Raw genomic sequence first — 21,550 nt, forward strand, 5'->3', positions numbered from 1 at the left:
GACGCGCCCGCGCGACACGTCCGTAATGCACTTGCGTTACGCTTTGCAAACCAGACGCCGCGCGCGGCCTGACCATTCGTTACCCCGCCTGACCGGAGACAAGCTTTGGGCGCCCCGATTACGCTTTACGTCGATTCCCTGTTTCTCAGCCCGTACGCCATGTCGGTATACGTGGCGCTGACCGAAAAGCAACTGCCTTTCGAAGTGCGCCCCATCGACCTGGGCGCCGGCGAACAGCGCATGCAGCCGTTCCAGTGCCGCGCGCTCACCTCGCGGGTGCCGGCGCTGACGCATGCGGACTTCAACCTCACTGAATCCAGCGTCATCGCCGAATACCTGGACGAAGCGTTCCCCCCGCCCGAACACACCGCCCTGTATCCGTCCGCCCTGCAGGAACGCGCCCGCGCCCGCCAATTGCAGGCCTGGCTGCGCAGCGATCTGGGCGCCCTGCGCCAGGAACGCCCGACGGAAACCGTGTTCTACGGCGAAGCCGGCCAGCCGCTGTCCGACGACGCCCATGCGGCCGCCGCCAAATTGATCCGCGTGGCCAGCTATCTGGTCGGCGTCGGCCAGACGACGCTGTTCGACGCATGGTGCATCGCCGACATCGATTTGGCGGTCATGCTCAAGCGCCTGTCGAACGACGACCTGCCCGACACGCTGCGCGCCTACGCCGACGTCCAATGGCAGCGCCCTGCCGTCCAGAAATGGCTGGAACACAACGCCGCCGCGCGCTGAGCATCATGCCGGCCCACGCGCCGTTGCCGATCTGCTGTCCCCCCTGTGACGGCGGTCATGCCGAAGCGGTCTGCCCCGCGCCCGTCTGAATCGGGCTGACCGGCCCCTTTGACCTCCCGCAAACGCGCCGATGTTGCACCGCACCATCGGTTGCGGTGTAATGGGGAGGTCAATTTCGCCGGTTCCACTGGGGACCGGCTCGGCGGCCATCTGTCGCCGGCAGCTCATTACAGGAGATCGCCATGGCCGGATCCGGCTCCGATCACACGCTCGCCCCGTCCATCAACCCGTGGACGGCCGCCTACGAATACGCCGTGGACGCCTGGCAACGCGGCGTGCTTTACGCGGACGTGATGCGCCAGCGCGGCAACCAGTATCACGAACACATGGCCAAGCGCGCGCCCAACGTGCTCAGCATGGAATTCGAACTGGTGTTGGATGGCCGCGAGCTGCCCCGCCCGGTCAACTATGGCCTGTTGCGGATCAAGCCGCCGGCCGGCGTGGAAACGGACCCGATCAAGCGTCCCTTCCTGGTGGTGGATCCGCGAGCGGGCCACGGTCCGGGCATCGGCGGTTTCAAGCCCGAAAGCGAAATCGGCGTGGCCATACGCGCGGGGCATCCCTGCTACTTTGCGACCTTCCTGCCGCAGCCCATGCCCACCCAGACCGTCGAAGACGTGATGATGGCCGAGGCGCGCTTCCTGGAAGAAATCATTGCGCTGCACCCGGACGCCGAGGGCAAGCCCGTGGTCGTCGCCAATTGCCAGGCGGGCTGGCAGATCATGATGACTGCGGCGGTGCGTCCCGAACTGTTCGGGCCGATCATCGTGGCAGGCGCGCCGCTGTCGTACTGGGCGGGCTGGCGCAACATGAATCCCATGCGCTACGCGGGTGGCCTGCTCGGCGGAAGCTGGCTCACGGCCATGACCAGCGACCTGGGCAACGGCAAGTTCGACGGCGCCTGGCTGGTGCAGAACTTCGAGAACCTCAATCCCGCCAACACGCTGTGGTCCAAGCAGTACAACCTGTACGCGAAGGTCGACACTGAAGCCGATCGCTACCTGAGCTTCGAGAAATGGTGGGGCGGCCATGTCTTCCTGAACGGGCCCGAGATCCAGTACATCGTCGACAACCTGTTCGTCGGCAACCGCCTGGCCACCGCCGGCCTGGTGACGTCCGACGGCATCCGCATCGACCTGCGCAACATCCGCTCGCCCATCGTGGTGTTCTGCTCCAAGGGCGACAACATCACCCCGCCCCCGCAGGCGCTGGGCTGGATTCCCGACCTGTACCAGAACGAGGCCGAAGTCCTGGCCCACGGCCAGACCATCGTCTACGCCATCCACGAAAGCATCGGCCACCTGGGCATCTTCGTGTCCGGCAGCGTGGCCCGCAAGGAACACCAGGAATTCACCTCCAACATCGACATGATCGATGTGCTCCCGCCCGGCATCTACCAGGCCGAGATCGCCGACAAGACGCCGGACACGCCCAACGCCGACCTGGCCTTCGGCAACTACGTGCTGTCCTTCGAACAGCGCAAGCTGGACGACGTTCGCGCCATCGTCGACCGCAAGGAAGAAGACGACCAGCGCTTTGCCGCGGTGGCCCGTATCTCGGACATCAATCTGGGCATGTACCGCAGTTTCGTCCAGCCGTGGCTGCGCGCCATGGTGACGCCGCAATCGGCCGAGTGGATGCAGCGCATGCACCCGCTGCGCCTGCCCTACGAACTGATCTCCGACCGCAATCCGCTCATTGCGCCCATCGCCAAGGTGGCCGAACAGGTGCGCGAGAATCGCCAGCAGGCCGCGCCCACCAATCCCTTCGTGGTGGCGCAGGAGATGTTCTCGAACTGGATCGAGACCAGCCTGAACATCTTCCAGGAACTGCGCGATTCAGCCGACGAGCGCACCTTCATGAGCGTCTACGGCTCGCCCGTGGTGCAGGATCTGGCCGGCCTGGGTGCAAAGTCCGGCCCGCCGCGCACGCACCCTGGCGTATCGCCGGAGCATCGCCGCTTCATGGAAGACCGCGCCGCGAAACTGCGTTCGATGCTGCAGGAAGGCGGATTGCGCGTCGCGGCCATCCGGATGCTGTTGTACGTATCGGGCGCCGAGGGCGGCCTGGACGAGCGCAGCTTCGCGCTGATCCGCAAGATGCGCGCCGAGGCCGACAACGCGCTGACGCTGGAGGCGTTCAAGGACGTCATCCGCGACCAGGCCTTGATGATGACGCTGGATTCGGACGCTGCAATTCAGGCCATGCCGCATCTGCTGGAAGATTCGACGGCTGCGGAAATCCGCGCCAGCCTGATCGCCATGAAGGGAGTCCTGGAAGCCGCCGAGCCGCTGAGCGACGCGGCGCGCGAAAGCCTGGACGAAATGGAGCGCATCTTTCAAGCCGCCGAACGCCGCGCGCAGCGGCGCGAACAGGGTCAGCCGCCTGCGGCGTCGCGTGGCGCTGCCGCCGCCAAGTCGGCCTATCCGGTGCAAGACCTGGTCGACTTGGCTGCCCAGGTGCCCGCCAAGACCGCCCGGCCGCATCCTGACGCGGCGGGTAAGGCCGTGAACGAGGCGGAGCCGCCCAAGAAGGCGCAGCAGTCCGCGTCGAAGGTTGCGTCGAACGCCGCGACCAAGGCCACGTCGAAAACGGCATCGAAGTCCGCCGCAAAGCCGGCTGCCAAAACGGCCGCCAAAACGGCTGACAAGTCGGCTGACAAGTCGGCAAAGCCTGCCGCCAATGGCGCCGCCAAGGCAGCGCCCAAGACCGCATCGAAGTCCGCCCCCAAGTCCGCTTCAAAGTCCGCCGCGGACGCGACCCCGGCCAAGGCGCCCGCCAAGCGCGCAGCCGCCGCCCGTCAACCCGCCAAAGCCTGAGACCCATGAGCCTCCCGACGTCCACCCACTACGACAAACTCATCGCGCGCGCGCAAACACTGGAGGCGGCGCCCTGCGCGATCGCCCATCCGTGCGATGAACCGTCTCTGTCCGCCGCGCTCGAAGCGCGCGATCTGGGCCTGCTGCGGCCCATTCTGGTCGGTCCCGAAGGCAAGATCCGCGACACGGCCGAGCAGTTCAAGCTGAACCTGGGCGACGCCCGCATCGTCGATGCGCCGCACAGCCATGCGGCCGCGGAAACCGCCGTGGCGCTGGTGCGCAGCGGCGAGGCGTCGCTGCTGATGAAAGGCAGCCTGCACACCGACGAACTGATGCACGAAGTCGTGGCGCGCACGACGGGCCTGCGCAGCGGCCGGCGCATCAGCCATGTGTTCATCATGGAAGTGCCGACCTACGCCGAGCCGCTGTTCATCACCGACGCTGCCATCAACATCTTTCCTGATCTGGAAACCAAGGCCGACATCATCCGCAACGTGATCGACCTGCATCTGGGATTGGGGCTGGGCGAACCGCGTGTGGCCATCCTGTCGGCGGTCGAACAGGTCACCCCCAGCATCCCCAGCACCATCGAAGCGGCCGCCCTGTGCAAGATGGCCGACCGCGGCCAGATCGCGGGCGGCGTGCTCGACGGCCCGCTGGCGCTGGACAACGCGATCAGCCCCGATGCCGCGCGCATCAAGGGCATCCGCTCGCCGGTGGCCGGCGTGGCGCAGGTGCTGGTGGTGCCTGATCTGGAAGCCGGCAACATGCTGGCCAAGAACCTGACCTTTCTTGCCAACGCCGAGGCCGCCGGCATCGTGCTGGGCGCGCGCGTGCCGATCATCCTGACCAGCCGCGCCGACAGCCCCCGTTCGCGCCTGGCGTCGTGCGCGGTGGCGGCGATCTACGCCAACCACCTTGCCCAGCAGCAGGCCAGACCGCTGGCCTGAAAACTCCCAGCCCCGGCCCGCCCCCCGCGGGCCGCCGCGCGACTTGTCTCAACGTGGAAGCACACCGCCATGAGCGACACCATCCTCGTCATCAACGCCGGCAGTTCCAGCATCAAGTTCTACCTGTACGACATCGACGACAAGCATGAACTGGCGCCCCGGCTGGGCGGCCAGCTCGAAGGCATCGGCACCACCCATCCGCGCCTGCGGGTGCGCGACGCGGCAGGCGAGACGCTGCTCGAGCGCGACATCGCGCCCAGCCATGCACCGGACGTGCCCAACGCGCAGGAGGTCGTCGGCACGTGGCTGAGCGGCCACCTGGGCGGCGCGCCGCTGGCCGTGGGGCATCGCGTGGTCCACGGCGGGCCGGACCTGTCCGAGCCGGTGCTGATCGACGACGACATCCTGGCCCGGCTTCAAACGTTCACGCCGCTCGCGCCGCTGCACCAGCCCAACAACCTGGCGCCGATCCGCGTCATTCGCGAACGGCGGCCGTGGATTCCACAGGTCGCCTGCTTTGACACGGCGTTTCATCGCAGCCATTCCGACGTCGCCGATCGCTATGCGCTGCCCGAGCGCCTGTATCTGGAAGGCGTGCGCCGCTACGGCTTTCACGGGCTGTCCTACGAGTACATCGCCCAGCGCCTGAAGCAGACGCTGCCCGACCTCGCGATGGGCAAGATCGTCGTCGCCCACCTCGGCTCGGGCGTGTCGGCCTGCGTGATGCACCAGGGCAAGAGCGTGGACAGCACCATGGGCTTCACCGCGCTGGAAGGCCTGCCGATGGGCACGCGCCCCGGCCGCCTGGACCCCGGCGTGGTGCTGTGGATGATGGAACAGGGCATGAGCCACGACGAGATCGAGCACATGCTGTACCACGACTGCGGCATGAAGGGCCTGTCGGGCATCAGCAACGACATGCGCGAACTGCTGGCCAGCAATTCGCCGTCGGCCAAGCTGGCACTGAAGTATTTCGCGTGGCGCGTGGCCGAAGGCATGATCGGCCTGGGTTGCGCGACGAACGGCATCGACGGCATCGTCTTCACGGCCGGCGTCGGCGAGAACTCGGCCGAGATCCGTCAGGCGATCAGCGAGCACTGGGGCTGGCTGGGCATCAAGCTGGACCCCGAACGCAACGCCCGCCACGGGCCGCGCATCTCCAGCGACGACAGCCGCATTGGCGTGTACGTGGTTCGCACGAACGAAGAGCTGGTCATTGCGCAGCACACGCTCGCGCTCGTGAGGCAGCGATGAGCGCGCATCTGCCGCTGGCCGGCAAGCGCGGGCTGGTGACCGGCATCGCCAACGCCGACTCCATCGCGTGGGGATGCGCCAAGGCGTTTCGTGCCATGGGCGCCGAACTGGCGGTGACCTACCTGAACGACAAGGCCCTGCCGCACGTGGCGCCGCTGGCGCAGCAGGTTCAAGCGCCATTGCTGATGCCCATGAACCTGCTGAACGACGGCGAGCTGGAAGCCGTCTTCAGCCGCATCACGGACGAATGGGGCGAGCTGGATTTCGTGCTGCATTCGGTGGCCTTCGCGCCGCGCGACGATCTGCACGGGCGCGTCACGGACTGCTCGCGCGCAGGCTTCCTGCAGGCGATGGACGTGTCGTGCTGGTCCTTCATCCGCATGGCCAAGCTGGCCGAGCCGCTGATGCGCAATGGCGGCGCCCTCTTCTGCATGAGCTATTACGGCTCGCAGATGGTGGTCGAGCACTACAACATGATGGGGCCGGTCAAGGCCGCACTGGAATCCGCCACACGCTATCTGGCGGCCGAGCTGGGTCCGCAGGGCATCCGCGTGCATGCGATCTCGCCAGGTCCGCTGAAGACGCGCGCCGCGTCCGGCATCGCGGAGTTCGATACGATGCTGGACCGCGCCCAGGCGAAGGCGCCGGCGCGCAGCCTGGTGTCGATTGACGACGTGGGCGAAGCGACTGCTTGGCTGGCCACGGATGCGGCGCGGCTGATGACGGGGCAGACGCTGTACATCGACGGCGGGTATCACATCATCGATTGAGGCGGGGCGCCGGCCTCTGCGGGAACAACGGAGTGCATCGTTGTCGGGCTGTTTGCCTGCGCTGGGTGTCTGACACCCTGCAGGCGGCGTCGAAATGCATAGGGCACTTATCCAGGGTGTCAGACACCCGGGGTACGATGTATTGCAGGGTGTCGCGCCGTCTGCTTGCGCTGGGTGTCTGACACCCTGCATGCGGCGTCGAAGGGCATAGGGCAATTTTCCAGGGTGTCAGACACCCCGGTCATTTGAAGGTCAGGCCAGCGTCGCCGGCCCGCCCTGGCGCCAGCGCTCGATGGCGTCGACCGCCTGCTCAGGGCTGCCGAAGATTCTGTCCGGCCCGATCTTCTTGACCAGTCCCGAACGCTGCAGCGCCTCGCGGAACTTGCCGTGGCCGCCAGCCACCAGCAGCGTGATACCGCGCTCGTCCAGATTGCGCTTCAGCTCATACAGCGCCTCGACCGCGTCGGCGTCGGCCTGCGTCATGGCTTCGGCATCCAGCACGAACCAACGCACGTCGCCCGCCTGCTCGATGATCTCGCGGGCGCGACGGCGGAAGGCGTCGGCGTTGAAGAACCACACCGAGGATTCGAACAGCCAGATCACCGCGCCGGGGACCGGCTTGGCTTCCGGATTCAGATGCAGCTTGCCGAGCACGGTCTCGCCGGGCAGACGGCCCAGCAGCGCATCGCGGGGATTGCCGGACACGTACATGGCGTAGAGCAGCGTCGCGCCCACCGAGACGGCCACGCCCTGCAACACGCCGAACCCCACTACGCCCACGGCCGCCAACACGCCGAAGGCGAGTTCGATCCGGGAGATGCGCGCCAACCGCTTGAAGGCCTGCCAATCGAACAGGCTGGCCGCAGCCAGCAGCAGGATGGCCGACAGCGCAAACTGCGGCAGCCAATACAGCGGCGCGCTCAGCAGGCCCACCACCACGGCCAGCGCCGCCGCGGCGCTGATGCTGACCAGCGGCGACGAGCCCCCGGCCACCAGCCCGACCGCCGTGCGCGAGTCGGCGCCCGTCACGACATACCCCTGGAACAGCCCGGCCGCCACGTTGGCCGCGCCGAAGCCGACCAGCTCGCGATTGGGATCCACGTGTTCGCCCGTGCGCGCCGCAAAGCTGCGCGCGGTCACGATGCCGCTGGAAAAGCTGACGACCAGGACGCCCGCCGCGCCCAGCAGGATGCCGTCCACACCTTCCAGGCTGACCGGCAGGTTGAACGACGGCAGCCCGGCCGGCACGTCGCCCACGACCGCGATGCCCAGCGCCGGAAAATTGAACAGCCAGGACAGCACGCAGGTCGCCACGACCAGCAGGATGGGGCCGGGCCACGAGGGCCGCACGCGCTTGACCACCACGAGGAAGATGCAGGAAGCCAGGCCCAGGAACAACGTCGGCAGTCGGATCTCGGACAGGCGGTGCGACAGTTCCATGAATGGGTGAATGAGGCCGCTGTTGCGCAGTCCCACGCCGGTCAGGCCGCTGAGTTGAGACATGGCCAGCGTGATCGCCACGCCGGCCATATAGCCGATCAGCACCGGCCGCGACAGCAGGTTGGCCAGCACGCCCAGGCGCAGGACACGCGCGATAAGGCAGCCCACGCCCACGGTCAGCGCAATGCTGGTGGCCCCGAGCAGGCGCGCTTCGGGCGTGGTCAGCGCCATGCCGGTCAGCGTGGCGGCAATCAGGGTGCAGGTGGCGGTGTCGGGACCGACGATGAGGGTACGCGACGAGCCGAAGAATGCGTAGGCCAGCATGCCCGCGATGGCAGCCCACAGGCCGGCGACGGGCGGCACGCCCATCATGGCAGAATACGCCAGCCCGACCGGCAGGGCCACGGCGGCGACGCTCAGCCCCGCGGTAACGTCACGCCGCGCCGATTCACGGGTGATGCCCTGGAAGTTGGCCAGGCCAGGAATAAAGCGGAGATTCATGGTGCAGCGGGACAAATCGCAAGTGAATTCCCGCGAGCGGCGGGCGAACGCCCAAGCCTACACCAACCCCAAGCCGCGCGGCGCGCGACGGATCAAGGCGGCGGCTGCGGGTGGCTGGCGTCTGCGCTGTTGGCCCGGTGTCAGACACCCATGCATCACCCGTCCGAGCTTGGCGGGCAGCGCGTAAGGGTGTCAGACACCTGGAGAGTGCGTCTGCGCTGGTGGCCCGGTGTCAGACACCCATGCAGCACCCGCTCGACCTTGGCGGCCAGCGCATAAGGGTGTCAGACACCTGGAGAGTGCGTTTGCGCTGGTGGCCCGGTGTCAGACACTCATGCAGCACCCGTTCGTCCTTGGCGGCCAGCGCATAAGGGTGTCAGATACCTGGAGAGTGGAGACGGTCCAAGGTGTCTGACACCCATAGGCACATCCAGGGCATGCCCTCGGTGCCGCCCGGGTGTCTGACACCTGGTGAAAACGTCAGACACCCGCCGCACGCCGCCCCTTCACAGGGCGGCGTTTACGGCCGGAATCACTCCGCCGCGCGGGCTTCCAGCACGGCCACGGCGGGCAGGGTCTTGCCTTCCAGGAATTCCAGGAATGCGCCGCCGCCCGTCGAGATGTAGCCGACCTGCTCGCCGATCTTGTACTTGGCGATGGCGGCCAGCGTGTCGCCGCCGCCGGCGATCGAGAAGCCTTCGGAGTCGGCAATCGCGCGCGCCACCACTTCGGTGCCGTTGGCGAATTGATCAAATTCGAACACGCCCACCGGGCCGTTCCAGACGATCGTGCCCGCCTGCTTCAGGATGCCGGCCAGTTGTTCGGCGGTCTTGGGGCCGATGTCCAGAATCATGTCGTCGTCGGCCACGTCGGAGGCCGCCTTGACGGTGGCCTCGGCGTCGGCGCCGAACGACTTGGCGCACACCACATCAACGGGAATCGGCACGGCCGCGCCGCGTTTTTTCATGATGTCGATCACGGCGCGGGCCTGATCGACCTGGTCGGGTTCCGCCAGCGACTTGCCGATGGACAGGCCGGCGGCCAGCATGAACGTGTTGGCGATGCCGCCACCCACCACCAGCTGATCGACCTTGTCGGCCAGCGATTGCAGGATGGACAGCTTGGTCGACACCTTCGAGCCGCCCACGATGGCGACCAGCGGGCGCTTGGGCTCGTGCAGCGCACGGCCCAGGGCGTCGAGTTCGGCTTCCAGCAGCGGGCCGGCGCAGGCCACGGTGGCAAAGCGCGCGATGCCGTGCGTGGTGGCTTCGGCGCGGTGGGCGGTGCCGAAGGCGTCGTTGACGTAGACGTCGCACAGCGCGGCCATCTTCTTGGCCAGCGCCTCGTCATCCTTCTTTTCGCCGACGTTGACGCGGCAGTTTTCCAGTAGCACGACCTGGCCGTGATCGACCTGCACGCCATCGACCCAGTCACGCACCAGCTGCACGGGCATGCCCAGCAGCTCGGACAGGCGCTGGCCGACCTTGGCGAGCGAATCGGCGTCGGTCAGCACGCCTTCCTTCGGACGGCCCAGGTGGGACGTGACCATCACGGCGGCGCCGGCGTCCAGCGCCAGGCGGATGCCGGGCACCGAGGCGCGGATGCGGGTGTCTTCGCTGATGCGGCCGGCGTCATCGAACGGGACGTTCAGGTCGGCGCGGATGAACACACGCTTGCCGGACAGCGCGCCGGCCTTGGCCAGCGCGGACAAAGTTTTGACCTTGGACATATTTGGATTCCTTCGGTAGGCGAACAAAGGGGACGAACCCATTTTCCGCAACGGCGGAAAACAAATCCGTCCCCTCTGGACTGGCGGTGTGCTTACTTGGCCGACATCAGCGCGACGGTGGTGTCGAGCATGCGGTTCGAGAAGCCCCACTCGTTGTCGTACCAGGACGAGACCTTGACCAGGCGGCCCGAGACCTTGGTCAGCGACGCGTCAACGGTGCTGGAGGCCGGGTTGTGGTTGTAGTCGACCGAGACCAGGGGTTCGGTGTTGTAGTCCAGGATGCCCTTCAGTTCGCCTTCCGAGGCGGCCTTCAGGATGCTGTTCACTTCTTCGGCGGTCGTGTCGCGGCTGGCCACGAACGACAGGTCGACCAGCGACACGTTGATGGTCGGGACGCGGATGGCGTAGCCGTCCAGCTTGCCGTTCAGTTCCGGCAGGACCAGGCCCACGGCGGCGGCGGCGCCGGTCTTCGTGGGGATCATGCTCATCGTGGCCGAACGCGCGCGGCGCAGGTCTTCGTGGTAGACGTCGGTCAGGACCTGGTCGTTCGTGTAGGCGTGAACGGTGGTCATCAGGCCGTTTTCGAGGCCCAGCTTGTCGTTCAGCGGCTTGACCAGCGGGGCCAGGCAGTTGGTCGTGCACGACGCGTTGGAGATGACGGTGTCGGTCGACTTCAGCACGCCGTGGTTGACGCCGTAGACGATGGTGGCGTCGACATCCTTGCCACCCGGGGCCGAGATGATGACCTTTTTAGCGCCGCCCTTGATGTGCGCGCCGGCCTTTTCCTTGGTGGTGAAGAAGCCCGTGCATTCCAGCACGACGTCGACCTTCAGCTCGCCCCACGGCAGTTCGGCCGGGTTGCGGTTGGCCAGCACGCGGATCTTGTCGCCGTTGACGACCATGAACTCGCCGTCGACTTCAACGGTGCCCGGGAACTTGCCGTGGGCAGTGTCGTAGCGCGTCAGGTGCGCGTTCGTCTTGGGATCGCCCAGATCGTTGATGGCGACGATTTCGATATCGTGCTTCTTGCCACCTTCGTAGTGGGCACGCAGGATGTTGCGGCCGATGCGACCGTAACCGTTGATGGCGACGCGAATGGTCATGACTAAGCTCCTTTTTTACAAAACTTGCTTGACGGTCTCGGCCACCTTGTCGGCGGTCAGCCCGAAGAACTTGAACAGTGCGCCGGCCGGTGCGGATTCGCCGTAGCAGTCGATGCCGACCACGGCGCCCTCCAGGCCCACGTACTTATGCCAGAAGGCGGTGACGCCGGCTTCGACAGCCACGCGCGGCAGACCCTTGGGCAGCACGGATTGCTTCCAGGCGGCGTCCTGCTTGTCGAAGACGTCGGTGCTGGGCATGGACACCACGCGCACGGCGATGCCTTCCTTGGCCAGCTGCGCCTGGGCGTCCAGGGCGATGGCGACTTCGGAGCCGGTGGCGATGATGACGGCGCGGGCGCCTTCGGCATCGCGCAGCACATAGCCGCCGCGGGCGATGGCATCCACGGTGGCCGCGTCGCGCTGCACGAACGGCAGGTTCTGGCGCGACAGCAACAGGGCCGTGGGGCCGCCGTCATGCACATCCATGCCGATGCTGGTGGGGCGCGTCACGGCCGCGTTCCAGGCGACGGCGGTCTCGGCCGTATCGCAAGGACGCCACAGCGACAGGTTGGGGATGAGGCGCAGGCTGGCCGCGTGTTCGATCGACTGGTGGGTCGGGCCGTCTTCGCCCAGGCCGATGGAGTCGTGCGTGAACACGTGGACGACGCGCTGCTTCATCAGCGCGGCCATGCGGATGGCGTTGCGCGAGTAGTCGGAGAACGTCAGGAACGTGCCGCCGAACGGCAGGTAGCCGCCGTGCAGCGCGATGCCGTTCATGATGGCGGCCATGCCGAATTCGCGCACGCCGTAGTTGATGTGGCGGCCGAGCTGGATGCCCTTGTCGCCGGCGCGGACGGCGGCAACGCCCTTCCAGTCGGTGAAGTTGGAGCCGGTCAGGTCGGCCGAGCCGCCCAGCATTTCCGGCAGCAGCGGCGCCAGCGCGGCGATCGCGAATTGCGAGGCCTTGCGGGTGGCGACGGTTTCGCCCTTTTCGAGCGTGGCATTCAGGAAGGCCGTGAACTGTTCGGCGTAGCCGGCGGGCATTTCGCCCTTCATGCGGCGCGTGAATTCGGCGGCCTCGGCGGGGAATTCGGCGGCGTAGGCGTCGAAGCGCTTCTGCCATTCGGCCTGGGCTTCGGCGCCCTGCTTGCGGCCGTCCCAGCCGTCGTACACGTCTTGCGGAATCTGGAAGGGTTCCGACGACCAGCCCAGCGCGGTGCGCGTGGCGGCGATCTCGTCCTTGCCCAGCGGCGCGCCGTGCACGTTGTGCGTGCCGGCCATGTTGGGCGAACCCTTGCCGATCACGGTGCGGCAGACGATCAGCGTGGGCTTGTCCGACTGCGAACGCGCGGCCTTGATGGCGGCGTCGACGGCGGCGACGTCATGGCCGTCCACGCCGCGGACGACGTTCCAGCCGTAACCTTCGAAGCGCTTGGCGGTGTCGTCTGCGAACCAGTGTTCCACATGGCCGTCGATGGAGATGCCGTTGTCGTCGTACAGCACAACCAGCTTGCTCAGCTTGAGCGTGCCGGCCAGCGAGCACACTTCGTGCGAGATGCCTTCCATCAGGCAGCCGTCGCCGGTGAACGCGTAGGTGTGGTGATCGACGAGGGTGTGGCCCGGCTTGTTGAATTCGGCGGCGAGCAGCGCTTCGGCCAGCGCCATGCCCACGGCATTGCCCAGGCCCTGGCCCAGCGGGCCGGTGGTCGTTTCCACGCCCGGGGTGATGCCCACTTCGGGGTGGCCCGGCGTCTTGGAATGCAGCTGGCGGAAATTCTTGATTTCTTCGATCGGCAGGTCGTAGCCCGTCAGGTGCAACAGGGCGTAGATCAGCATCGAACCGTGGCCGTTGGACAGCACGAAGCGGTCGCGGTTGGCCCAGGCGGGATCTTTGGGATTGTGGCGCAGGTTGCCGGCCCACAAGGCTTGGGCGATTTCCGCCATGCCCATGGGAGCACCCGGATGCCCGGAGTTCGCTTGTTGCACGGCATCCATCGCGAGGGCGCGGATGGCATCCGCCAAGGCAAGTTTAGGGGCGGTCGGATTGCTCATTCGGAAGGCTCTTTGAAACCGGCGCGCCTACAGAGGAAATAGGGCCGGTTGAGTAGGTTGCGAAGCAGGAGATTTTAGCATCAGGGGATTTCCCGTAGGCCATCGGCCGGATGCCCTATGTAATCGCGGGTTTCCAGAGGAATCTGCGGGGAGTGGTAGGCTACGCGAACTTGTCAGTCCCCTCACATTTCGAAGCCTGCTCCCCATGCCCGCCCCCCGTTTCTACTGCGACGCCCCGCTGGCCGCCGGCGCCCGCATTGCCCTGCCCGACGCTCTGGCCCATCACGCCCTGCGCGTGCTGCGCCTGCGCGCTGGCGAAGCCGTCACGCTGTTCAACGGCCAGGGCGGCGAATACCCGGCGGTGCTGGAAGTCGAGGGCAAGGCCGGCTTTGCCCAACTGGGCGACTTCAATCCCCGCGAGGCCGAACTGGGCGGGCGCATCACGCTGGCCCAGGGACTGCCGTCGGGCGACAAGATGGATTGGGTGGTGGAAAAAGCCGTGGAACTGGGCGCGGCCCGGGTCAGCCCCATCGCCGCGCAGCGCAGCGTATTGCAGTTGTCGGGCGCCCGGCTGGAAAAGCGCGTCGCGCACTGGCAGCGCATCGCGCAATCGGCAGCCGAACAATGCGGCCGCAACCGGTTGATGACCGTCGACGCGCCGCTGACGCTGGAAGACTGGCTGGCCGAGCCCGCCGACGGCCTGCGCGTGCTCTGCCACCCCGAGGCCGAGCAAGACCTGGCCGGCATGTTGCAAGGCGCATCGGATCAGACGGGCATCACCCTGCTGGTCGGGCCGGAAGGCGGCTGGTCGGACAAGGAATTGGAAGCGGCCCGCAAGGCGGGTGTGCAGGCCGTACGCTTTGGCCCCCGGGTGCTGCGCACCGAGACGGCCGGCTTGGCGCTGCTGTCGGCGATCAGCGCCCTGCGCGGGTGGTAGGTCAGTCGTTTTCGCCGTAGGGCGCGGCGGCCACGCCGGGTTCGGGTTCGGGATGCGCGCCAGCGTGTTCGATCACATAGGCAAACACGCGGCCGTTTTCGTGCGCGAAATCCGCGGCATCGGAGCACACGGTTTCGATGCGGCCGGCGTCCTCTTCAAGCGCCGGATCCCCGGAATGCAGGCGGTACAGCCACAACACCACGCCGGATTTGTGATCGAGCACCGTGTCGCACAGGCAGTCGTATAGCGCGTCCAGGTTGCCGCCAAAGTATTCGGGGAAATCCACCGCCTTGACGATGGCGCGCAATACGGCCGAGCGGCTGCGGCACGGGTCGCAATTGGCAACAAACAAGGACAGGCCAAGTTCGTGTGCGGCGTCCACCACGGCCTTCTTGTCGAGCCCGTCGTGAGCCAGCGCTCCGCCGCGCATCAGCTGCCGCTGCAAAGAAGATTGGCCATTGCGCGTCATGCCTGTGCCTCCCTGAAAAAGGCGATCACTTCGTCGTTACGTCGCATCGTATCGGCATAACCCAGTTCTATCAATCGCTTGGTGTAGCCGGCTTCGAACAGGAGGTATGACATCAGCGCCCCGCCCCCCGGACGGTTTGGATCGGACGATACACCGAGTACGCGGAAAAGCGCACGCGCTTGTGCGGGCATATCGTGCAAATGTTCGAGCGCCATCAAATCCAGCGACTGGCTGGGGGTGATGGTCAGCACTTCGATGCGGCGCACGGTGGGCGGCGCGCCGTTCGGATCGGCGTGGTCCCTCAGGTAGTTGATGCGCTCCAGGCGCTCGACATCCGCCGACAAGCCATCCAGGAAGATGCTCGACAGCGCATGCCCGCCCACCTGCGCCAGCGACGGATACGGCGGCGAGGCCTCGCGGTTTTCGGGATGGGTGTCGTCGCGATAGCCCGTGCCGATCACCATGACGCGGTGCGCGCCCAGGTGGATCGCCGGGCTGATGGGAGCAAGCTGGCGCATCGAGCCGTCACCGCACCATTCGCCCTTGCCGTGCACCTGCACCTGGCGCGCCGGAAAGACGAAGGGAATGGCCGACGACGCCATCAGGTGCTCGATGCCGATGGGCGTGGGAATGGCCAGCCGCAAATAGCGGTGCCACGGTTCGATGGGGGTGTGCGCCTGGTAGAACGTCAGGTGCTCGCCGCTGGTGTAGCCGGACGCGGTGATGGCCAGCGCGGACAGCGAACCGCTCTCCAGGTTGGAACGCAGATTGCTGAAGTCCAGCACGCGCTCCAGCAGCCCCTGCATCGGCGAATTGTCCAGCAGCGAGTGCGGGCGCTTGCGCGTCAGGCCGGAATACATCCAGCCCAGCGACAAGAGGCCCAGCCACCGCACGCCGGTGCGGATCAGGCCGGGCGCGTCGGCCCGGTAGATCATGTCGGTGTTCAGCGACGACCAGAGGCGGCGGATGCGCCGCACGCCCAGATGCGGGCGGTCTGCGCGGCAGGCCAGCGCGGCGGCGTTGATGGCGCCGGCGGACGTGCCGCAGATGATGTCGAAGGGGTTCTGGAATCGGGAATGCCAGTCCGGGTCCAGCAGCTCCATGATGGCGCTGAGCACCCCGACCTGGTAGGCGGCGCGCGCGCCGCCGCCCGTCAGGACCAGGCCGGTGGGCGTGCGTGGGCACGCCCTGCCGGCCGGCGTCACTTCAACGTGGCGTATTGACATCGACCACCGTCATCGCGGTCATGTTGACGATGCGGCGCACGGTGGAGCTGGAGGTCAGGATGTGCACGGGGGCATTGGCGCCCAGCAGGAACGGCCCCACCGCGACGTTGCCGCCCGCCGCCGTCTTGAGCAGGTTGTAGGCGATGTTGCCCGAGTCCACGTTCGGGCACACCAGCAGGTTGGCTTCGCCTTTCAGCGTGGAGGACGGCAGGATCCGCATGCGCAGGGCCTCGTCCAACGCGCAGTCGCCGTGCATTTCGCCGTCGATCTCCAATTCCGGATCCATCTGGCGCACGAGTTCCAGCGCGCGGCGCATCTTGGCGCCCGATGCCGAGCTGCCCGAGCCGAAATTGCTGCGCGACATCAGCGCGGCCTTGGGCGCCAGATACATGCGGCGCATCTCGCGCGCGGCGGCCACGGTGAATTCCGCGATCTGCTCGGCCGTGGGCTCGTCGTTCACGTGCGTGTCCACCAGGACCACCGTGCGCTCGTTGAGCAGCAGGATGTTCATGGCAGCGTACACGTTGTGGCCCGGGCGGCGGCCGATCACTTCATCCACGAAGCGCAGGTGGTCGTGATACGCGCCGACGGAGCCGCAGACCATGCCGTCGGCATCGCCCAGGTGCACCATCATCGCGCCGATCAGCGTCATGCGGCGGCGCATTTCCACGCGCGCCATTTCCTTGGTGATGCCGCGGCGGCACATGCGTTCCCAGTAGGTCGTCCAATACTGATGGAAGCGCTCGTCGTATTCGGGGTTGGTGACTTCGACGTCTTCGCCCAGACGCAGGCGCAGGCCCAGCTTTTCGATGCGGGTCAGCAGCACCGACGGGCGGCCGACCAGGATCGGGCGGGCCAGGCCTTCGTCCACCACCACCTGCACGGCGCGCAGCACGCGTTCGTCTTCGCCTTCCGCAAACACGATGCGCGCCGGACCGCCTTCACGCACGATGCGCTTGGCCGCCGAGAACAGCGGCTTCATGAACGCGCCCGAGTGGTACACGAACTGCTGCAGCTGTTCTTCGTAGGCTTCCAGATCCGCCAGCGGACGCGTCGCCACGCCGCCTTCCATCGCGGCCTTGGCCACGGCCGGCGCAATGCGTACGATGAGGCGCGGATCGAAGGGCTTGGGGATCAGATATTCGGGGCCGAACGAGATGTCGAACGTGCCGTAAGCCGCGGCCACGACTTCGTTCTGCTCTTCCTCGGCCAGATCGGCGATGGCGTGCACCGCGGCCATTTCCATTTCACGCGTGATGGTCGTGGCGCCCACGTCCAGCGCGCCGCGGAAGATGTACGGGAAGCACAGCACGTTGTTGACCTGGTTCGGGTAATCCGAACGGCCCGTGGCCATGACAACGTCGTCGCGCACGCCGTGCGCCACTTCCGGCAGGATTTCCGGCGTGGGGTTGGCCAGCGCCAGGATCAGCGGACGCGAGCCCATGGCGGCGACCATCTCGGGTTTCAACACGCCGCCGGCCGACAGGCCCAGGAACACGTCGGCGCCGGGAATCACCTCGGCCAGCTTGCGGGCATCCGTCTTTTGCGCGAAACGCGCCTTGTCCGGATCCATCAGCGTGGTGCGGCCTTCATAGACCACGCCCTCGATGTCGGTCACCCAGATGTTTTCCAGCGGCAGGCCCAAATCGACCATCAGGTCCAGGCAGGCCAGCGCCGCGGCGCCGGCGCCGGACGTGACCACCTTCACCTTCTTGATGTCCTTGCCCACGACCTTCAGGCCGTTGATGAAGGCGGCCGACACACAGATCGCCGTGCCGTGCTGGTCGTCGTGGAAGACGGGAATCTTCATGCGCTCGCGCAGCTTGCGCTCGACGGTGAAGCACTCCGGCGCCTTGATGTCTTCAAGGTTGATGCCGCCGAAGGTGGCCTCCAGGCCGGCGATGATCTCGACCAGCTTATCCGGATCGGTTTCGTTGATTTCGATGTCGAAGACATCCAGGCCGGCGAACTTCTTGAACAGAACCGCCTTGCCTTCCATGACCGGCTTGGAGGCGAGCGCGCCGATGTTGCCCAGGCCCAGCACCGCGGTGCCGTTGGTGATGACGCCCACCAGGTTGCCGCGGGCCGTGTAGCGGAACACGTTGGCCGGATCCGCCACGATTTCCTCACAGGCCGCCGCCACGCCGGGCGAGTACGCCAGCGCCAGATCGCGCTGGTTGGTCAGCTGCTTGGTCGGCGTGACCGAGATTTTGCCGGGGCGCCCGTGCTCGTGATATTCAAGGGCGGCTTTGCGAAGGTTGGCATCCATAGGGCGGCTACTGGCTAGAGTGTGTGACACGAAAGAGGGAGGAATTCTATTCCCATGACGGGCCGTGCGATACGCGGGCCATGCTCTTTCTTGAGGTCGAGCGCCGGAATCTTACAGCAAGCTGAACGTTAGTCAGACTTCAGGCCACAGGAGTTCCGGGAAGCAGCCGTCGGGGTCGAACTGGGTTTTGACCCGCCCGTCCAGTCGCACGGTCGCCAGTCCCGGCGCGGCCGGCGCGGGTCGATGTTCGGGTTGCGACGCCGGCCCGTCGGCTGCCGGGGCTTCGTCGCCCGGCGGCACATCGGCCAGCACCGCACCTTGCAGCCACGCGAGCGTCCCGCCGTGTCCCAGCAGCACTTGCGCAAGGTTCACTGTTGCCGGCGCCACGGGCTTGAGCGCGTCCAGCCGGTAGCGGCCCAGCCAGTGGTAGCCATCATTGGTGGCGAACGCATCGCCGCCGGAGGCGAGCTGGAAGAGCGCGGGCACGAGGCGCTGCACGGTGGCCGAGCGCAGTGGCTGGACATCGTTCTCGCCGAACGCGCCCAGCGTTTCCTCGACGCCATCGGCCAGCAGCACATCGGCCGACATGAGACCGGACGCCGCGCAGCGCCCCGCCGGCCACGATGCCGGCGCCGCCACCCATTGGGCCAGCGTCATGTCGCCGGGCAGCCCGGCAAACTGCCGCAGCCCCGCGCCGGCCAACTCGGCCAAGGTCACGCCCGGCTGCGCGCGCCACCGAGGCGCATCGCCGTCCAGGCGGGTCAGATCGGTCAATAACACGGGATCCACCCGCAGCCGGGGCCGACCCGAGGGCGCGAACGGCCCGGTTGCCCCTTCCAGTTCCAGCGTCACGCGATATTCGGCGCACAGCTTGCGCGCCTGAACCACGTCGGCCTCGCGGGCGGGCGTGAGGACGGCGCACGTGCCGTCCGCCCCGCCCTCGCCCAGATCGCGGACCTGACCCTGGCACACCAGCGCAAGGCGTTGCACGAAGGCCGCCCACGGCGTCTGGACGGGTCGCCGGCCCATGAGAAAGGCGCGCCGGGATGGCTGCATGACTACAATTCCTTTTTTGCTAGATGACGCTTTCGAGATTCCGATGCCCCGCCTTGCTACCCGCACTCACGATTTCCTGACGTTCCAGGTGATGGAACTGTTCAAGCAGGCGCAGGCGTTGCAGGCGGCCGGAAGAGACATTATCAGCCTGGGCATCGGCGAACCGGACTTTACCGCGCCCCCTCAGGTGGTGGAAGCGCTGGACCGCGCCGCGCGCGCCGGCCTTAGCGGCTACAGCCCGGGCGCCGGAATCGCCCCGCTGCGCGAGGCTATCGCGCAGTTCTACCGCGACCAGTTCGGCGCCGCCATCGACCCGCGCCGCGTCATCGTCACGGCGGGCGCCTCGGGCGCCCTGACGCTGGCCTGCGCGGCGCTGGTGAACACCGGCGGCGAAGTGCTGATGCCCGATCCGTCGTATCCGGCGAACAGCAATTTCGTGCTGGCCGCGGGCGGCGTGCCGCGCCTCATCCCCAGCACGGCGGCAAAACGCTTCCAGTTGTCGGCCGACGACGTCGCGCGCCACTGGACGCCCGCCACGCAGGGCGTGATGGTGGCTTCGCCCAGCAACCCCACCGGCACCTCCATCGCGCACGACGAGCTGGCAGAGCTTCTGGCGCAGGTGCGCGCCCGCGACGGCTTTGCCATCGTCGACGAAATCTACCTGGGGCTGTCCTACGACGGCCAGCCGCTCTCAGCGCTGACGCTGGACGACGACGTCATCGTCATCAACAGCTTCTCGAAGTACTTCCACATGACGGGCTGGCGCCTGGGCTGGATGATCGTGCCCGACGACATGGTCGCGCCGGTCGAAAAGATTGCCTCCAGTCTGGCGATCTGCGCGCCCACATTGGCCCAGCACGCCGCGCTGGCCTGCTTCACCCCCGCCGCGCTGAAGACCTTCGAACACCGCCGCGAGGCCTTCAAGCAGCGCCGCGATTATCTGCTGCCGGAATTCGAGCGTCTGGGCATCGACGTGCCGGTCAAGCCGGACGGCGCCTTCTATATCTATGCCGACATCAGCAGCCTGGGCATGGACAGCGCCGCGTTCTCGCAGCGCCTGTTGCTGGAAGCCGGGGTCGCCGCCGTGCCGGGTCTGGACTTCGGCCCCGCGCATGCCGCCCACACGATGCGGTTTTCGTATGCCACGGGCCTGGATCGCCTGGAAGAGGCGGTCGCCCGGATGGGCGTGCTGCTGCAACGCTGATCCAAACTGCACCGCCGACCCAATGAAAAAGGCGCGCCGCAAAGGGCGCGCCTTGTCGCTGGCGGACCGGAACTCAGTCGCGCGCCAGCGCGATGCCCGACGCCAGCGCCAGGCGCCGGCGTTCCGCCTGCACCTTCGCGCCGTAGCCGTTGTCGTCCGGACCGGTGGACCCGACGTAACACGCCAGGCCGCCGTCCACGGAACCGCGGCGGTTGATGCAGTCGCGCAGGATCGTGGCGCCGACGCCGATGTTGGCGACCGGGTCCAGCGGATTCTTGCCGACCGCGTCGAACTTGTCCTGGTGCACGCTGGTCATGACCTGCATCAGGCCCTGGGCGCCCACGTGGCTTTCGGCCAGCGGGTTGTAACGCGATTCGATGGCGATCACGGCCAGGACCAGCAAGGGATCAAGCTGCTTTTCGCGGCTGACCTTGTACACGGTGTTCAGCAGCGGACCGGTCGCGTCATAGGCAACCTTGTACTTGCGCGAGATATAGTTGCGCAGTGCTTCGGCCTGCGGTCCGGTGGCCGCCGAAGCGGTCTTCTTGGGCGTAGGCGGCGCGACACGAGCCGGCCCCAGCATGCCGGTGGCGTTGCTGGCGGGTGCGGTGGGTACGGCCATGGCAATTGCCGACGATGTGTCGGCACCCAGTTCGGAGCCGGCTTCGGACTCGGAGCTGGCCTGCATGGATGAAGGCGCGAGGGCGGTCAACAAGGCTTTGTGCACTTGCAATGCCTGGTCGCGCAAACCAGGCAGGGCGAATCCCATGCTTACCGTCACAATGACCGCGATGCCCAGATAGACAGAGCAAATGCGCAGGGATTCGGCAAGATATTGGTGCACTCCTTGGGCCATGTTCCTGAACAGGCTGGCCACTGACGCATCGGGCATAAAACCTCCTGCGTAAAAAAGAGGGAGTCAATGTTAACCTCTCTTTGAATCCGAAATGTAACCAAATCGCTGGGATCTGTA

16 protein-coding genes are annotated in these 21,550 nt (G+C 66.8%); 7 read left to right on the forward strand and 9 right to left on the reverse strand.

Annotation, left to right across the window (positions count from 1 at the left end):
- Positions 1-105 precede the first annotated feature (105 nt).
- The 5 genes from yfcF to fabI all read left to right on the forward strand — a co-directional run bounded on the left by yfcF (position 106) and on the right by fabI (position 6,591).
- Positions 106-738, forward strand: coding sequence for a glutathione transferase (gene yfcF, locus RT697_RS02250; RefSeq protein ID WP_313696798.1), 633 nt, complete (start codon positions 106-108; stop codon positions 736-738).
- A gap of 242 nt (positions 739-980) precedes the next feature.
- A complete protein-coding gene (locus tag RT697_RS02255; protein WP_313696799.1) occupies positions 981-3,617 on the forward strand; it encodes a DUF3141 domain-containing protein in 2,637 nt (878 codons plus the stop codon).
- Positions 3,618-3,622: 5 nt separating this feature from the next.
- Positions 3,623-4,567, forward strand: a complete 945-nt coding sequence (locus tag RT697_RS02260; protein ID WP_291383097.1) for a phosphate acetyltransferase — start codon at positions 3,623-3,625, stop codon at positions 4,565-4,567.
- Positions 4,568-4,636: 69 nt separating this feature from the next.
- Positions 4,637-5,821, forward strand: coding sequence for an acetate kinase (locus RT697_RS02265; protein WP_313696800.1), 1,185 nt, complete (start codon positions 4,637-4,639; stop codon positions 5,819-5,821).
- Positions 5,818-6,591: an enoyl-ACP reductase FabI gene (fabI, locus tag RT697_RS02270; protein WP_191576012.1), complete on the forward strand. Its 774-nt coding sequence runs from the start codon at positions 5,818-5,820 to the stop codon at positions 6,589-6,591. The genes RT697_RS02265 and fabI overlap by 4 nt, the downstream gene beginning before the upstream one ends.
- A 252-nt stretch (positions 6,592-6,843) precedes the next feature.
- Here fabI and RT697_RS02275 read toward each other — a convergent pair whose 3' ends face one another.
- The 4 genes from RT697_RS02275 to tkt form a co-directional block, all read right to left on the reverse strand.
- Complete coding sequence (locus RT697_RS02275) at positions 6,844-8,532, reverse strand: SulP family inorganic anion transporter (protein WP_313696801.1); 1,689 nt, start codon at positions 8,530-8,532, stop codon at positions 6,844-6,846.
- A gap of 532 nt (positions 8,533-9,064) precedes the next feature.
- On the reverse strand, positions 9,065-10,261 hold the full coding sequence (locus tag RT697_RS02280) for a phosphoglycerate kinase (RefSeq protein ID WP_313696802.1): 1,197 nt from the start codon (positions 10,259-10,261) through the stop codon (positions 9,065-9,067).
- A 92-nt stretch (positions 10,262-10,353) separates the two neighbouring features.
- On the reverse strand, positions 10,354-11,364 hold the full coding sequence (gene gap, locus RT697_RS02285) for a type I glyceraldehyde-3-phosphate dehydrogenase (protein ID WP_008162963.1): 1,011 nt from the start codon (positions 11,362-11,364) through the stop codon (positions 10,354-10,356).
- Positions 11,365-11,379: 15 nt separating this feature from the next.
- The gene (gene tkt / locus RT697_RS02290) at positions 11,380-13,416 is read right to left on the reverse strand and encodes a transketolase (protein ID WP_313696803.1); all 2,037 of its coding nucleotides are present in this window, start codon (positions 13,414-13,416) and stop codon (positions 11,380-11,382) included.
- A 205-nt stretch (positions 13,417-13,621) separates the two neighbouring features.
- Here tkt and RT697_RS02295 point away from each other — a divergent pair, with 205 nt between their 5' ends.
- Complete coding sequence (locus RT697_RS02295; protein WP_313696804.1) at positions 13,622-14,353, forward strand: 16S rRNA (uracil(1498)-N(3))-methyltransferase; 732 nt, start codon at positions 13,622-13,624, stop codon at positions 14,351-14,353.
- A gap of 1 nt (position 14,354) precedes the next feature.
- Here RT697_RS02295 and RT697_RS02300 read toward each other — a convergent pair whose 3' ends face one another.
- The 4 genes from RT697_RS02300 to RT697_RS02315 all read right to left on the reverse strand — a co-directional run bounded on the left by RT697_RS02300 (position 14,355) and on the right by RT697_RS02315 (position 19,373).
- Entirely contained in the window at positions 14,355-14,822 is a 468-nt protein-coding gene (locus RT697_RS02300) for a barstar family protein (protein ID WP_313696805.1), read from the reverse strand.
- Entirely contained in the window at positions 14,819-16,048 is a 1,230-nt protein-coding gene (locus RT697_RS02305) for a patatin-like phospholipase family protein (protein WP_313696806.1), read from the reverse strand. Before RT697_RS02305 ends, RT697_RS02300 begins: the two co-directional genes overlap by 4 nt.
- Positions 16,029-18,317, reverse strand: a complete 2,289-nt coding sequence (locus tag RT697_RS02310) for an NADP-dependent malic enzyme (RefSeq protein WP_313696807.1) — start codon at positions 18,315-18,317, stop codon at positions 16,029-16,031. The genes RT697_RS02305 and RT697_RS02310 overlap by 20 nt, the downstream gene beginning before the upstream one ends.
- Positions 18,318-18,449: 132 nt before the next feature.
- A complete protein-coding gene (locus RT697_RS02315; protein ID WP_313696808.1) occupies positions 18,450-19,373 on the reverse strand; it encodes an FAD-binding protein in 924 nt (307 codons plus the stop codon).
- Positions 19,374-19,416: 43 nt separating this feature from the next.
- Here RT697_RS02315 and RT697_RS02320 point away from each other — a divergent pair, with 43 nt between their 5' ends.
- The gene (locus RT697_RS02320) at positions 19,417-20,577 is read left to right on the forward strand and encodes a pyridoxal phosphate-dependent aminotransferase (protein ID WP_313696809.1); all 1,161 of its coding nucleotides are present in this window, start codon (positions 19,417-19,419) and stop codon (positions 20,575-20,577) included.
- 73 nt (positions 20,578-20,650) lie between these two features.
- On the opposite strand, the gene RT697_RS02325 is transcribed toward RT697_RS02320, so the two are convergent.
- Positions 20,651-21,469 carry a lytic transglycosylase domain-containing protein gene (locus RT697_RS02325; RefSeq protein WP_313696810.1) on the reverse strand — a complete coding sequence of 273 codons (819 nt, stop codon included), beginning with the start codon at positions 21,467-21,469 and terminating at the stop codon, positions 20,651-20,653.
- Between the last annotated feature and the right edge of the window lie 81 nt (positions 21,470-21,550).

The organism is Achromobacter sp. (genome assembly GCF_032113835.1).
In the GTDB taxonomy this organism is placed as follows: domain Bacteria; phylum Pseudomonadota; class Gammaproteobacteria; order Burkholderiales; family Burkholderiaceae_B; genus Achromobacter.

Coding starts and splice junctions, on each gene's coding strand:
- RT697_RS02255 (WP_313696799.1), top strand. CDS start 981: ATGGCCGGATCCGGCTCCGATCACACGCTCGCCCCGTCCATCAACCCG.
- RT697_RS02260 (WP_291383097.1), top strand. CDS start 3,623: ATGAGCCTCCCGACGTCCACCCACTACGACAAACTCATCGCGCGCGCG.
- RT697_RS02265 (WP_313696800.1), top strand. CDS start 4,637: ATGAGCGACACCATCCTCGTCATCAACGCCGGCAGTTCCAGCATCAAG.
- fabI (WP_191576012.1), top strand. CDS start 5,818: ATGAGCGCGCATCTGCCGCTGGCCGGCAAGCGCGGGCTGGTGACCGGC.
- RT697_RS02275 (WP_313696801.1), bottom strand. CDS start 8,532: ATGAATCTCCGCTTTATTCCTGGCCTGGCCAACTTCCAGGGCATCACC.
- RT697_RS02280 (WP_313696802.1), bottom strand. CDS start 10,261: ATGTCCAAGGTCAAAACTTTGTCCGCGCTGGCCAAGGCCGGCGCGCTG.
- gap (WP_008162963.1), bottom strand. CDS start 11,364: ATGACCATTCGCGTCGCCATCAACGGTTACGGTCGCATCGGCCGCAAC.
- tkt (WP_313696803.1), bottom strand. CDS start 13,416: ATGAGCAATCCGACCGCCCCTAAACTTGCCTTGGCGGATGCCATCCGC.
- RT697_RS02295 (WP_313696804.1), top strand. CDS start 13,622: ATGCCCGCCCCCCGTTTCTACTGCGACGCCCCGCTGGCCGCCGGCGCC.
- RT697_RS02300 (WP_313696805.1), bottom strand. CDS start 14,822: ATGACGCGCAATGGCCAATCTTCTTTGCAGCGGCAGCTGATGCGCGGC.
- RT697_RS02305 (WP_313696806.1), bottom strand. CDS start 16,048: ATGTCAATACGCCACGTTGAAGTGACGCCGGCCGGCAGGGCGTGCCCA.
- RT697_RS02310 (WP_313696807.1), bottom strand. CDS start 18,317: ATGGATGCCAACCTTCGCAAAGCCGCCCTTGAATATCACGAGCACGGG.
- RT697_RS02315 (WP_313696808.1), bottom strand. CDS start 19,373: ATGCAGCCATCCCGGCGCGCCTTTCTCATGGGCCGGCGACCCGTCCAG.
- RT697_RS02320 (WP_313696809.1), top strand. CDS start 19,417: ATGCCCCGCCTTGCTACCCGCACTCACGATTTCCTGACGTTCCAGGTG.
- RT697_RS02325 (WP_313696810.1), bottom strand. CDS start 21,469: ATGCCCGATGCGTCAGTGGCCAGCCTGTTCAGGAACATGGCCCAAGGA.